This is a genomic window from Olsenella profusa DSM 13989, from assembly GCF_030811115.1.
Taxonomy (GTDB): Bacteria; Actinomycetota; Coriobacteriia; order Coriobacteriales; family Atopobiaceae; genus Olsenella_F; species Olsenella_F profusa.
Genome location: NZ_JAUSQK010000001.1, coordinates 216,964 through 230,101 on the forward strand (window position 1 = coordinate 216,964; position 13,138 = coordinate 230,101).

At 63.4% G+C, this 13,138-nt stretch carries 14 protein-coding genes; 6 read left to right on the forward strand and 8 right to left on the reverse strand.

What is annotated here, in order from left to right:
* Nucleotide 1: 1 nt before the first annotated feature.
* The 7 genes from J2S71_RS00960 to J2S71_RS00990 all read right to left on the reverse strand — a co-directional run bounded on the left by J2S71_RS00960 (nucleotide 2) and on the right by J2S71_RS00990 (nucleotide 4,979).
* Complete coding sequence (locus J2S71_RS00960) at nucleotides 2–1,546, reverse strand: aldehyde dehydrogenase family protein (protein ID WP_021726821.1); 1,545 nt, start codon at nucleotides 1,544–1,546, stop codon at nucleotides 2–4.
* Between the two features lie 11 nt (nucleotides 1,547–1,557).
* Complete coding sequence (locus tag J2S71_RS00965) at nucleotides 1,558–1,869, reverse strand: BMC domain-containing protein (protein ID WP_021726899.1); 312 nt, start codon at nucleotides 1,867–1,869, stop codon at nucleotides 1,558–1,560.
* A gap of 11 nt (nucleotides 1,870–1,880) precedes the next feature.
* Entirely contained in the window at nucleotides 1,881–2,180 is a 300-nt protein-coding gene (locus J2S71_RS00970) for a BMC domain-containing protein (RefSeq protein ID WP_307388203.1), read from the reverse strand.
* Nucleotides 2,181–2,191: 11 nt separating this feature from the next.
* Entirely contained in the window at nucleotides 2,192–2,455 is a 264-nt protein-coding gene (locus tag J2S71_RS00975; protein ID WP_021726896.1) for a hypothetical protein, read from the reverse strand.
* Entirely contained in the window at nucleotides 2,455–3,519 is a 1,065-nt protein-coding gene (locus J2S71_RS00980; RefSeq protein ID WP_307388205.1) for a DMT family transporter, read from the reverse strand. The genes J2S71_RS00975 and J2S71_RS00980 overlap by 1 nt, the downstream gene beginning before the upstream one ends.
* Before the next feature lie 689 nt (nucleotides 3,520–4,208).
* Nucleotides 4,209–4,550 carry a GIY-YIG nuclease family protein gene (locus J2S71_RS00985; RefSeq protein WP_307388206.1) on the reverse strand — a complete coding sequence of 114 codons (342 nt, stop codon included), beginning with the start codon at nucleotides 4,548–4,550 and terminating at the stop codon, nucleotides 4,209–4,211.
* A gap of 81 nt (nucleotides 4,551–4,631) precedes the next feature.
* The gene (locus J2S71_RS00990) at nucleotides 4,632–4,979 is read right to left on the reverse strand and encodes a helix-turn-helix domain-containing protein (protein WP_021726835.1); all 348 of its coding nucleotides are present in this window, start codon (nucleotides 4,977–4,979) and stop codon (nucleotides 4,632–4,634) included.
* 153 nt (nucleotides 4,980–5,132) lie between these two features.
* Here J2S71_RS00990 and J2S71_RS00995 point away from each other — a divergent pair, with 153 nt between their 5' ends.
* The 4 genes from J2S71_RS00995 to J2S71_RS01010 all read left to right on the forward strand — a co-directional run bounded on the left by J2S71_RS00995 (nucleotide 5,133) and on the right by J2S71_RS01010 (nucleotide 9,272).
* Nucleotides 5,133–5,324, forward strand: a complete 192-nt coding sequence (locus J2S71_RS00995) for a hypothetical protein (protein ID WP_021726784.1) — start codon at nucleotides 5,133–5,135, stop codon at nucleotides 5,322–5,324.
* 89 nt (nucleotides 5,325–5,413) lie between these two features.
* Complete coding sequence (locus J2S71_RS01000) at nucleotides 5,414–6,406, forward strand: LysR family transcriptional regulator (protein WP_307388207.1); 993 nt, start codon at nucleotides 5,414–5,416, stop codon at nucleotides 6,404–6,406.
* Nucleotides 6,407–6,408: 2 nt separating this feature from the next.
* Complete coding sequence (locus J2S71_RS01005; protein ID WP_021726888.1) at nucleotides 6,409–6,657, forward strand: hypothetical protein; 249 nt, start codon at nucleotides 6,409–6,411, stop codon at nucleotides 6,655–6,657.
* Nucleotides 6,658–6,677: 20 nt separating this feature from the next.
* Nucleotides 6,678–9,272 carry a DEAD/DEAH box helicase gene (locus J2S71_RS01010; RefSeq protein ID WP_307388210.1) on the forward strand — a complete coding sequence of 865 codons (2,595 nt, stop codon included), beginning with the start codon at nucleotides 6,678–6,680 and terminating at the stop codon, nucleotides 9,270–9,272.
* Between the two features lie 38 nt (nucleotides 9,273–9,310).
* Here J2S71_RS01010 and J2S71_RS01015 read toward each other — a convergent pair whose 3' ends face one another.
* Nucleotides 9,311–9,739 carry a GNAT family N-acetyltransferase gene (locus J2S71_RS01015; protein ID WP_307388211.1) on the reverse strand — a complete coding sequence of 143 codons (429 nt, stop codon included), beginning with the start codon at nucleotides 9,737–9,739 and terminating at the stop codon, nucleotides 9,311–9,313.
* Between the two features lie 93 nt (nucleotides 9,740–9,832).
* On the opposite strand from J2S71_RS01015, the gene yihA reads away from it, so the two are divergent.
* Nucleotides 9,833–10,423 (forward strand): ribosome biogenesis GTP-binding protein YihA/YsxC, encoded by a 591-nt coding sequence (gene yihA, locus J2S71_RS01020; RefSeq protein ID WP_307388213.1) that lies wholly within the window; start codon nucleotides 9,833–9,835, stop codon nucleotides 10,421–10,423.
* Nucleotides 10,424–10,926: 503 nt separating this feature from the next.
* Nucleotides 10,927–13,125: a HelD family protein gene (locus J2S71_RS01025; protein WP_307388215.1), complete on the forward strand. Its 2,199-nt coding sequence runs from the start codon at nucleotides 10,927–10,929 to the stop codon at nucleotides 13,123–13,125.
* Nucleotides 13,126–13,138 lie beyond the last annotated feature (13 nt).

Genomic DNA, 13,138 nt, shown 5'->3' on the forward strand with positions numbered 1-13,138 from the left:
CTCACTCCTCTTCACTAGCGCCCTGCATGGCCTTGACGACACCGGAGAACCAGCTCTCCGGATCCATACCTTGTTTCGTACGTTCACGCTTGGAAGCAGGCTCCGCGCGGCTCGCTGTCGTGCTGTCTGGGATGCGGATCCGCACGGTTACGGGCGTGTGGTCGCACGCGCTGGCCTTATCGAGAAGTTCGCGCTCCACGGTTCCCGCACCTATTCCCACCTGTCGCCTGCGGACGAAGTCGCCGTAGGTGACACCCAGCTCGGACGTGGTCGCGCAATCCCAACCCGTGACCGTGAGCGTCTTGGGAAGGTCGCTGTGGCAGCCGATGCAGCCGAGCCCCGTGCTCACATTGACCAATACCCTTCCCACGGGCTTCTTCAGGATGAACTGGCGGATGACCTCGGGATCCCTTGAGAAGATCGACAGCGCGTTACCATGACCGCTGTTCAGGATGAGCTCGATGCACTTCTCGCAGGCCGTGCGCCAGCTGTCTTCCACGTAGTACGAAAGGACGGGGCCGAACTTGGCCTTCGAGAAGAAGCTGTACTCGCTGACATAGGGCTTCTCCACCACGAGCACCTTGGTGCCCTTGGGTACCGTGATGTCCGCACGTCGTGCGAGGTCGAAGGCACTCTTCGCGATCAGCTCGCGATAGGGCGTCCCATCCTTCGCGAAGAGCGTGCCAACCAGGCGATCAGCCTGCTCGTCGGTAAGGAAGTGGCACCCCCGCTGGCGAAGCTCCTCTTGGAAGCGCTCATCCACATCGCGCTCGACCACCACACTCTGCTCCGCACCGGGAAGCATGCCGCAACAGAACGACTTGCCCAAGACGACCTCGTCCGCGCAGGACGCAAGGTCGGCCGTGGACTCGACGAAGACGGGGTTGTTGCCCAAGGTCGCGTGGTAGACGTCCTTGCCGGCACCGTCGACGGCACGGGAGGAATGCTCCTCGCGCGAGTCGATGACGACGTGGACGCACGACCGCGAGCAGACCCATTCCTCACCCTCTGCGCAGAAGACACTCAGAAAGCCGATGGCCTCTGCGGGGTAGTGGCAGAAGTCCGCTATCTCGAGGATGTCGTTCATGACCCTCTCGCACGTGGAGTGAATGCGCGAGCTGGCAGAGAAGACGATGGGGCTCTTCGAGCGCACCGCCATGAAAAGCTGGCTCAACATCGTGGGGACCGCAAGCCATTCCGGAAGCAGCGAGACAACCACGCCCTTGGAGAGGCAGACCTCGGCCGACCCCCTGCGGGAACGGATGATCTTCTGGACTGGCGCCTCGGCACACACGTCGGCCATCAGGTCCGTGAGAACCCACTTGGTGAGGGCTGCCTCGTCATACGGAGAGCAGTAGTCGCTTTCGGCGTAGGATGCCTCGGCGTATTCCTCCGCCCGGGGCAGCAGACGCTCACCTAGGTGGTGCAGGAAGTCATCGACCAGCGACGCCGGCAGTCCCTCGAGTACCTCAACGGACTCGTTGGCATGCTCCAGGAGGATGCGTGCCTCCTGAATCGAGAGAAGGTCATTGTCTATGAGAGACATCCGACGCCTCCCTAGTAGGGCAGGAGCTTCTCGACGGTGTACTTATCGGTGATCTTCCGCAGATCGGGATGTGGTCTTGGGATGACCACAGAGCTGTAGACCTCGGCACCCAGGGACTCGACGGCCCTGACACCGGCCGCGACGGCGGCCTTGCAGGCCGCGACGTCACCCTGGACGAGGATGGAGATGTAACCGGATGCGGTATTCTCGTACCCAATGAGCTCGACGTCGCCGGCCTTGCACATGGCATCACCGGCCTCGAGGACCCAAACCAGGCCAAAGGTCTCGATGGCGCCAAGCGCGTCCATGCCCTCACCTGCCATGATCCAGCCTCCTAGTTATAGTCCACATCGTGGACAGAGACAACGTCACCGATGGGTAGTACGGGTCTCCTCATGACATTCGCGGCAGTAAGTTTGCCGATGCTGGAGGCCGCTGCCTTGCCGGCCTTGACGGCGGCCTCGCAGGCGGCAACATCACCCTTGACGATGATGGTGACCAATGTCGATCCGATATTCTCGTAGCTGACCAGCTCGGTGTCGCCAGCCTTCAGCATCGCATCGGCGGCATAGATGGCAGGGACCATCCCGATGGTTTCGATGAGACCGATGGCCTCTCCTCCCCGGTAGCGCATGACAACCCCCCCTACTTGATGTACGAATTGATCGTGTCGCGCTGCTCGGCATTGGCGCTGTAGAACACGCGGAGTTCGCCATTGTCATCGAGGTCGACGCGTGACTCACCGATGAGTCCGTTCTTTTCGGCCGTCATGAGGGCCTCCTGCATCTTGTCGCGCTTGAAGGCGGTGAAGGCTGAGTAGTCGGCCTCAAGGTCGTTCATCACATCGTCGACGCTTGCCTCCTCGACGGTCGTAAAGTACTTGAGCATCGCGTAGTTGAGCGGGCGCATCAGGCCGCCTCCTTTTCTCCGAACAGCTCCTTGGGGTCAACGGCAATGACAACGATTCCAAGGATCATCACGAGGGCAGCGATCCAGGCAATCGGGGGAAGTGCGTAGCCATCGATGCCCATAACCACGCCAACGATGATCCAGGTGACAAGCGGGGCGACGAAGGTGTAGGTACCGTTGCAAGCCATGCCAAGGGCGGTGCCACACATGGAGTTACCGCGATACCAGCTTGCGAAGGACTTATAGGCAGAGAAGCCAGCGACAATGAAGCAGGCGATGGTGGGAAGGTCGGTGACAGCTGCGCCAACGTACCCAAAGGCCTGACCAAGAGAGATGCCACCAAACAGGGAGAGGATGGGAAGGATGACGAGAAGCTCGACGACACCAGAGACGCACTGGCGAATGGTGATGCCAATCTGGGTATCGATCATGCACGAGGCGTAGCCGGCGATGCAACCCTCGGCACCCCAGCCGAGCGCCGCGATGAACGCGAGCACAAGGCCAAGGACCATGTTGGACGAGGAGTCTCCGGTAAGGCTTGCGGAGCCGATCATGAGGCCCGCAGCGACGCAGATGGCGATGCCCAGGAGCTTGCGGGGACCAAGCTCCTGCTTATAGAGGATGCGGGAGAGAATCGAACCGATCGCAGGATTGAGGGCCGCAATGGGAACGACGATGGTGCCCGCCTGAGAGAGGGCGATGATGTAGGCGACCGTTGCGATGGGGCCACCAACCAAGGCGCTGAGGATCAGGATGACGCCAGGCCTGGTATTGACAGTTCGGCCGAAGTCGTTGAGCTTGCCTTGCTTCGCGGTGATGGCAAGCGCCCAGATTGCACTACAGGTATCATTGATCGCGCTGGCGACCGTGGGGAGAATAAACACGACAAGAAATGCCGTCGGATCTATGGCATCCATCCACCCGAACCATAGCGCCGAGCTCTGGCCCGCTGTGACAAATGCCGTATAGAAGCCATACATGAGACTCGAGAACAGGGCAACCAGGATGCCCCTCCTGAAGAAGCTCGCATCAAGCGCCCTCTTCTTTTGCCTGGCAACGCTCACGCTTGACGAGGCCGCAGACATTGCTTGCATGCCATCCCCCACTCCGGACGAACCTGACTTCATGGTGGTGCAATGGTGCAAGACTCCCGTTATGTGAAAGAAAGGGTACCTATGGGCACGGATACGCAAAACGGGTAAACGGTTCGAAAGTGTCAGGCGAACGGAAGCACAAACGCCCGTGAATGATCTTTCATATACGACTCCGGGCTTGTGATTTCTCTTTTACGTTCTTTTTACATTATTTATCGAATATATTTACATCCACTGAAAAGATTTATCGAACAATGATGATATCGCTATATTATGGTATATATTTCATAAATATATCGGTTATTTCTTAAATATAGACAATTTAATATATAATATATTCAAAATAATGAAATTGTTTGCATTGCCAACAAATGGAGAAACAACCAAGTATCGATGCACATCTCAGACCCTCACACGAGGTCTGCGTTTACTGTTTATGGGTAATTTTATTTATTTCTCCAGGTGATGACGTAGTAGCCCACCGCTGGAGGAAGCACTTCCTTTCAGCCGCACGAACCTGGCAAGGGCACACGCACCCAAGTGGAAGCGCAGATCATTCCAAGCGCAGGAGACATGTCATGCGCAAGATTGGCAGCGGGAAACCGTTGGGGCAAGTATGCGAGCCATCGCGTATGACCCATCCCGATAGGGCCAAGTCCTCACGATGTCCGTGCGCTGTTCCATACGGCCATGCGTGCGGCTTCGGTATAGGCGACAAACTCGTCCCCCGCATCCTGGGGATGAGCGATCAGCCTGTCCTTCTGGGAGTGCGTCATGTGGTGAAGGCGCCATTCCAACCTGCTGGCAGAGGAGCGATCCGGAGCCTCCCACAACGCCGCAACCCCCGTGACCGGATGCGAGCGCGTATAGCGGGCGGAACGTGTCCCGCGGCTCAGGTGCTCCCGCACACGCCGGACGGCATCGGTCGTCATGCCGCTGTAGAGGGAACCGTCGGCACAGGTCATCACATACACATAGTAGTGTCCGGAGCCCTCATCCACACGCGTCCCCTCACGCCATCCCCTCCCAGCCAGTGTAGCGCTGGCGTGCAGCGCCCGGCGCGCGCAGCAGGCCGGCTGGTGCTAGTGGTGGCGTGGGACGCGCGCCTTGGCGGCGTCCTCCAGGATGACGCGCACGGCGGCCCGCACGTTGCGCGGCGTCCGGGCGTACAGGCCATACCAATCCAGATAGGCGTCATCAAGCTGGATGGACGACACACCATCATCGGGATAGCCAAAGAGGTCGTTGGGCGAGCAGGACAGGCTCTTGCACAGGGGCACCACGAAGCTTCCGCGCAGCTCGTTGCGACCGGTCTCCCACGAGCTATACGTCGCCTTCGAGATGCCCAGCTCTGCGGCGATCTCCGCCTGCGTCTTGCCGACGAGCTTGCGCAACCGGCGCAGGCGCGCCGTGAGCTCCGCATCAGACATGGCATCTCCCCTCCCTACTCGAAAGTCGATTCTGAGTAGGGTGAGGGACCGGTCGTATATGATACGTATCCTTCCTGACCAGTTCGCGGTAGTATCTACCTTGCGTAGACTTCTCATGCACAGAGTATAGTTCCCGGCGATCTGGAGCTGCATATGGACGACACGCCATTCGAAGAGGAACCGTTCGTGCCACCCCATCCCGAGACGCCCTATCTCCTGCTCGATTCGGGCACGACGATAACCTACCGCGAGATGTGCGCCGGCATCGACCCGAGGCTTCTCCCCACCGACGAGACCTCCCTCGAGGTGCTTCTGGACACCTTCGGGGCTGCAGAGGTCTGGTAGCCGTCGTCGCGCGGCGCGCATCGTCCTCCCTTTGACAGGCCACGCCAGTATAGGCAGAATCGATGCGTGCCTACCCGAGGGGGACATCCATGCGACTCCAGCAGCTCCGCTACATCATCGCCATCGCCGAGAACGGCTCCATCAACGCCGTGGCCCACAGCATGTTCATCTCGCAGTCGAGCCTCTCGGTTGCCGTGCGCGACCTCGAGCGCGAGATGGGCATCAGGATCTTCAACCGCTCCACGCGCGGCATCTCGCTCACCAGCGACGGCGTCGAGTTCCTCAGCTATGCACGCCAGGTGGTCGAACAGGCCGACCTGCTGGAGAGCCGCTACGCATCGGGCGAGCCCACGGGGGGGAGGCTCTCGGTCTCATCCCAGCACTACGCCTTCGCCGTGCAGTCCTTCATCGACTTCGTGGCGCGGCACGACGCCCCCGGCGTGCAGTTCACGCTCCGCGAGACCCGCACGGCCGACATCATCACCGACGTCGGCAGCTTCAGGAGCGACCTGGGCATCCTGTACCTCTCCACGAGCAACGAGCGCCCCCTGAGGGGGCGCCTGCGCGAGGCTGGCCTCACGTTCACGTCACTCTTCCGCTCGCGCCCGCACGTGTTCGTGCGTGAGGGGCACCCCCTCGCGCACCGCGACCACATCGAGGTCAAGGACCTCGAGCCCTTCACGCGCTATACCTTCGAGCAGGGCATGGAGAGCTCGCTGTACTTCTCCGAGGAGCCGCTGCCCACCCTCCCCCACGACCGCCAGATCGTGGTGAGCGACCGTGCGACCATGACGAGCCTGCTCAAGGGCTATGATGGCTACCTCATCTCCACGGGCGTGCGCTCGGACGAGATGTTCAGCGGCATCCGCTCCATCCCGCTCGACACCGACGAGGTCATGAACGTGGGCTACGTGATCCATGGCGAGCGCAGGCTGGGTGCGCTGGCTCTTGACTATCTCGACCTGCTCACCGATCGCATCATCGGCTTCAAGGACGAGTCGGTGGTCGTGCCCGCACGCCATGCGCTCAAGCGCACGCTGCGCCAGCAGGGTGATGTCACGGATGACAGCGAGGAGACATGACGATGGACGAGAGCGACGCGTCGCTTGCCGAGGCGCTCAGAAGGGAGCTCGTAGGATCGGGCAGGAGGACGGCGTTCGGCCCGGGCGATGCGAACCCAAAGGACGACGAGGGTGGTGCCTTCCTCGCGGCGCTCGAGGCCTTCCGTGCGGCCAAGCGCTCCGGCGACACGGCCAGGACCGCCGCGGCGGAGCACGCGCTCCAGGACGTGGTGCGCGCCGAGATGGCACGCGACGAGGGATGCGACCTCTAGTGGAGAGACGACGGGAGACCATGGGACACGATGGGAGCGCGCGACAGGAGGAGGCACGCGACGCCGCCGACGAGGCGGGCCTGGGCCAGCTCATTCCCTGGCCCGACGACGAGCACTTCCCCAACATCGCGCCGGAGGACGCCCTCGAGCTCTTCCTGGGCTGGGTGGAGGCGCGCGGCATCACCCTCTGGGAGCACCAGGATGAGGCGCTGCTCACGCTGGCGGCGGGGGACAGCCTCATCCTAGGGACCCCCACGGGATCGGGCAAGAGCCTCGTGGCGCTGGGCCTGTGCTTCATGGCCTGCTGCACCGACCGGCGCAGCTACTACAGCGCCCCCATCAAGGCCCTGGTGAGCGAGAAGTTCTTTGCCATGGTGGACATCCTGGGCCGGGACAACGTGGGCATGATCACGGGGGACGTCACCATCAACCCCCAGGCGCCCATCGTCTGCTGCACGGCGGAGATCCTCGCCAACAAGGCGCTCGCCGAGGGGGAGCATGCCGACATCGGCGCCGTCGCCATGGACGAGTTCCACTTCTTTGGCGATCGCGAGCGCGGCTGGGCGTGGCAGGTGCCCCTGCTCACCCTCCCCCACGTGCAGTTCCTGCTCATGAGTGCCACGCTCGGCGACATGAGCGCCATCGCCCGGACGCTTGCCGCCAAGAGCGACCGCGCCGTGGAGCAGATCCTCGATGCCCCGCGTCCCGTGCCCCTCTCCTGGCACTTTGTTGACACCGCGCTCGAGGCGACCGTGAAGGTGGCCCTCGAGGCGGGCGCAGCACCCCTCTACATCGTGCACTTCGCCCAGGACGCCGCCCTCAAGAGCGCCCAGGGGCTCGCGAGCTTTGGCGTCTCCACCAAGGAGCAGCGCACGGAGATAAAGGAGGCCATCACGGGCACGCGCTTCACCACCACCTTCGGCAAGACGCTGCGCCGCCTCCTGCTCACGGGCGTGGGCGTGCACCATGCGGGCATGCTGCCACGCTACCGCCTGCTCGTGGAGCGCCTCGCCCAGCAGGGCCTGCTCCCCGTCATCTGTGGCACGGACACGCTCGGCGTGGGCATCAACGTGCCCATCCACACCGTCATCCTCACGCAGCTCACCAAGTTCGATGGCCGTCACATGCGCAGGCTCAACGCGCGCGAGTTCCACCAGATCGCGGGGCGCGCCGGGCGGGCGGGCTTCGACACCGAGGGTGTCGTCATCGCGCAGGCCACCGAGTACGACATCGAGAACGCCCGCGCCCTGGCCAAGGCCGGAGGCGACCCCAGGCGCGCCCGAAAGGTAAAGACGAGGAAGCCTCCCGCGGGCTTTGTGGGCTGGAACGAGCAGACCTTCCAGGGACTCATCGAGGCCATGCCCCAGACGCTGCGCCCGCGCATGCGCATCTCGCACGCCATGGTGCTGAACGAGGTGGAGCAGGGCGGTGACGCCCGCGAGCGCGTGCGGCAGCTCATCGAGGACTCCCTGCAGACGCCCGAGGAGAAGCTCCGCCTCAAGACCCGCGCGGACGAGATCTTCGCCACCCTCATCGATGCGGGCGTGGTGGAGCGCACAGCCGACGCAAAGGGCGCCGACACCTATGCCACCACCGTCGACCTTCCCGAGGACTTTGCGCTCGACCAGCCCCTCTCCCCCTTCCTGCTAGCGGCGCTCGAGCTCCTCGACCCCGAGGACGAGCACTACGCGCTCGACCTCATCAGCATGGTGGAGGCCACGCTCGAGGACCCGCCGCAGATCCTGCGCGCCCAGGAGCGCGAGGCGCGCGACAGGGCCATGGCTGCGATGAAGGCCGAGGGCGTAGACTATGACGAGCGCATCGAGAGGATCCAGGAGGTCACGTACGCCAAGCCCCTCGAGGGGCTGCTCGGCGAGGCCTATGAGCGCTACGTGGCCGAGGTGCCCTGGGCGGCGGACTTCTCCCTCTCGTGCAAGTCGATCCTGCGCGACATGGTGGAGAGCGCCGCGGACTTCAAGGGCTACGTCCAGCGGCTTGGCATCGCCCGCAGCGAGGGCACACTCCTGCGCTACCTCTCCGACGCCTACCGCGTGCTCTCACGCACCGTGCCGGCGGAGCGGCTGGACGAGCGGCTCGAGGACATCGTCTCGTGGCTGGGCATGGTCGTGCGCACCGTGGACTCCAGCCTCGTGGATGCCTGGGCCGGCACGGACTCGGAGGAGGTGGATGCTGGCAGAGCCCCCGAGGCGGCCGATGTCGTCGTGCACGACCGGCGTGCCGTCACGCTGCTCGTGCGCAACGCCCTCTTCGCCCGCGTGCGCCTGCTCGCCCGGAGGGATGCCGATGCCCTCGGCGACCTCGACGGCGGGTGGGGCTGGCGCGCTGCGCGCTGGCGACAGGCCATCGACGCCTACTACGGGACGCACGATGAGGTACTGCTCGACGGCGATGCCCGAAGCTGGGACTTCCTCACCATCGATGACGCCGATGAGAGGGCCGACCATGTGTGGCACGTGCGGCAGATGGTGAAGGACGCCGAGGGCGACCGCGACTTTGGCCTCTCCGCCGACGTGGACCTCGACGCCACCCAGGAGGAGGGGGAGGCCATGCTCAAGGACCTCCGCGTGGGCTTCATCGAGGAGCTCATGCCGTAGCGATGCGGCAGGCCCGCGAATGACGTCCGAGGCCTGCATCAGGCTCCCACGAGCCTTCCCCGTGGACGGAAGTAGGCAGCCACATCCCAGCCATGGTCGTTGGTCACCATGCCCATGGCCTGGTAGAACGCATTCGCTCGTCCGTCGGCCTCATCGGTCAGGAGCAGGAAGTGAGGGACCTGCGAGAAGCGCTGGGATGCGTGGGCAAGCAGCGTACCCCCGATGCCCTGGCGCCAATACGAGGGGTCGACGATAAGGTCCTGGACCAGCACCACGAACGTCCCATCGCCCACACAGCGTACGAAGCCCGCGAGCCTTCCCCCATCGAAGGCACCCAGCGTATAGAGCGATGCGTCGAGCGCCCTGCCGATGAGGTCACGCTGTGACAGGTAGTCCTGCCAGCCGTTGCGTCCGTAGATCTCAATCGCCTCAAGCGCACGCTCCGGGCCGAACTCCTGATAATCCATGGGGTCACCTCTCGTCAGCCATGGGCCTCAGATACGATACAGTCAGCATATCGCACCATTTTCTGCCCCAGAGCCATCTCACGAGGAGGACCCATGCCAGCCAGGCTCAGGTACGAGACCGCCCGCTACGTCGCCGCCTACGGCACGCCCGAGCAGCTGCCCGAGCCCATCACCCCCGAGGTGGCCTTCGTGGGCCGTTCCAACGTGGGGAAGTCGTCCCTGCTCAACAAGCTCGTCGGCCGCAAGGCGCTGGCACACGTCTCGAGCCGGCCGGGCAAGACGGCCAACATCAACTTCTATGACGTGGATGGCGTGATGTTTGTGGACCTGCCCGGCTACGGCTTCGCCAAGGTCTCCCAGGAGGAGAGGCGGCGATGGGCCAAGCTCATCGCAGGCTACTTCGATCAGGAACGAAGCTTCAACCTCGTCGTGGCACTCATGGACATCCGCCACGACGCACAGCGGATCGACCTCGAGACCATGGACTTCCTCATGAGCAGGGAGCTGCCCTTCGTGATTGCCCTCACCAAGGCGGACAAGCTCAACAAGACGAAGCAGGAACGGCAGACCATGCTCTTGGCCCGGCAGCTTGGCGTCGCCCGCTCTCGGATGACCGTGACCTCTGCCGAGACGGGCATGGGCATCAAGGACTTGCGCCGCCACATCGAGGGGGCCTGCCTCTAGGCAGGCCCCGCAGATCGCTCATCCATAACAAGGCGGGCGACCCCATTGTCGCCCGCCTCACCTCTTCTATCCGTACCTCCTCGGGAAATTCTCTAGCCCTTCGGACTCACTCCCTCACATGAGAACTGCCAGCACCTTATCGGTTGGTGCTCCTGCTTGAACGCGAAGGCACCGGTTCTTCCGTCTGTCCCTTGGACTGCTGCGGTGCCTGTACCGCCTACGAGACCCTAACGAGTGGTCTGGCTAAAAGAGACGGGACACGCGATGCCATACGCGCAAGCCATCGAATCCGACTCTTCCCTGTCCACTGGCATCACCTCCCCTGCCGGCCGCTGACTTCGGTGCGGCTCCTTCACCTATGCCCATCATACCCGGTCATGACGTGCGTGCATGCAGCCCTCTCAACCATATCGCGAGTGGTCGTTTTTGGGCGCGAACGGCAGGCAGTGCTGAGGGTAGAATGGTCGGATACCGGAATGGATGACGCACGAGCAAGGAAGACCATGCCACACGCAAGCCCCCAGACCCCCCAGACAAGCCTTGACCCCGTCTACCAGGAAGAGCAGGGCCATCTCTCCGACGTGTACCAGAAGCTCCTGGCGCTAAGAGACGAGCTCACGAAACGCATCGAGGTCGGGCATAAGGCGGCCGCCCGGGATCTGATCAGCATGTCCGAAGAGGTCACCCAGGACTTTGGCGGCGCAGACGAGACCATGGAGACGCTCGCTGCCATCGAGACGCTCAACTCCGTGATCGATGCCTACAACCAGGCGCACGACTTCGATGTCGAACGCCTGGGCCGTGTGATGCTCCTGCTGAGCCAACCGTACTTTGCCAAGGTGCGCCTGCGCATGGCGGCCGGCGGGGAGCCACGCGACATATACATCGGAGCCGTGGGCGTGACGGACGAGCACCACACGCCCCTGGTGGTGGACTGGCGCAACCCCATCGCCGAAACCTACTACAACCAGCAGATGGGCCCCTGCTCCTACATCGTCAACGGCAACGTGCGTACCGCCGAGATGCTGTTGCGTCGCCAGTTTGACATCACGAAGGACCATCTGAACGGCTACTTTGACACCACGGTCGCCATCCAGGACTCGCTGCTGCTCTCGGCGCTTCGGCATGGCCATACCGAGAAGCTCCGCGCCATCACCGCCACCATCCAACGCGAGCAGAACGCCGTGGTACGCCACGAGGACGTGCCCGTGCTGCTTGTGGGCGGCATCGCCGGCTCGGGCAAGACCTCCGTGCTCCTGCAGCGGGTCGCCTTCCTGCTGTATCAGGAGCGTGGGACGCTTGACGCCAGTCAGCTCTACCTCTTTACGCCCAACGACGTGTTCCAGCGCTACATTGACACCGTGCTCCCCTCCCTCGGCGAACGCAACCCCCAGACCTTCACCTGGCGGCAGTTCTTCGAGAGCCTGGGCCAAGCCGAACGTCCCATGGGCGAGGACACCGACCCCGTCGCCTTCACGCAGCTCGAAGGGGCCCTGCGCACCCTCGAGCTCAATGCGGACGACTTCAGCGACATCCGCGTGGATGGTCTCACGCTGGTACGGGCTGCGCAGATCAAGCGCAGCTGCGACAAGTTCCCCCGTGCGGCCATGGGCCCTCGGCGCATGGCGCTCGTGAAGGAGGAGCTGCACGAGAAGCTCGACCGCAAGCTCACGCAGATGGCCAAGGACGAGGATGTGCAGAACGAGCTCTTGGCCCTCGACCTCGACGAGCAGCTGCGCATCTTTGGCGAGATGATCGATCCCGACCCGGCAGACCAGAAGAGCGTGATCGCCTTCACGAGGCGCTATGTGGGACACAGGTATGCCGCGGCGCACGACGTCATCGAATCCAACCAATGGCTGCGCATCGACCACATCGGCCAGCGCATCCTGCACGAGGGGACGCTCACTGCCGTCGAATGGCTCTACCTCGAGCTGCTGCTGACGGGCGGAACCGCGCGTGATGCCCGCTTCGTGATGGTCGACGAGGTGCAGGACTACACCGTCGCCCAGCTCATGCTGCTGGCACGCTACTTCGCCGGTGCGCACTTCCTGCTGCTGGGAGACGAGAACCAGGCCATCCGCGAGGGCACGGCCACGTTCGCACAGATACGCGAGATATTTGAGCGCACGCATGGCAGCGTGGACGAGCTGAGCCTGCGCACAAGCTATCGCTCGAGCCCCAAGATCACGGAGCTGTTCTCCGGCCTCTTGGACGAGTGCAAGCGCGGCCAGCCGAGCTCGGTCCAGCGCGACAGTGACGACCCCGTCATACGCTCGTGTCCGTCCGACGGCGAGGGTTACGTGAGGGAGCTGAAGGCACACATAGCTGCGGCGCAGGCACGTGTGGACGAGGCGGCCGCCCGAGGCGAGGACTACCTCGCCGCCGTGATCGCCGCCGACAGGCCTCGCGCCAACTGGCTGCGCAAGCAGCTGGGCGAGCAGGTGCTTGCGCTGCGCAAGGGCGAGGGGCTTCCCTCCTCGGGTGTTATCCTGCTCGACCTGCATCTTGCCAAGGGTTTGGAGTTTGACGAGGTCATCGTACCGGATGCGCAGGCAGGGGCCTATCCTGACACACCCCTGGCCCGCCGCAGGCTCTACACCGCCATCAGTCGTGCCATGCACCGCGTCTGCGTTCTGTCTCAGGGCGCGATGACGCCGCTGCTGGATGGCGTCTCCCACGCGTCGGCTGACAACCAGTAGCCACTCCGTGCCG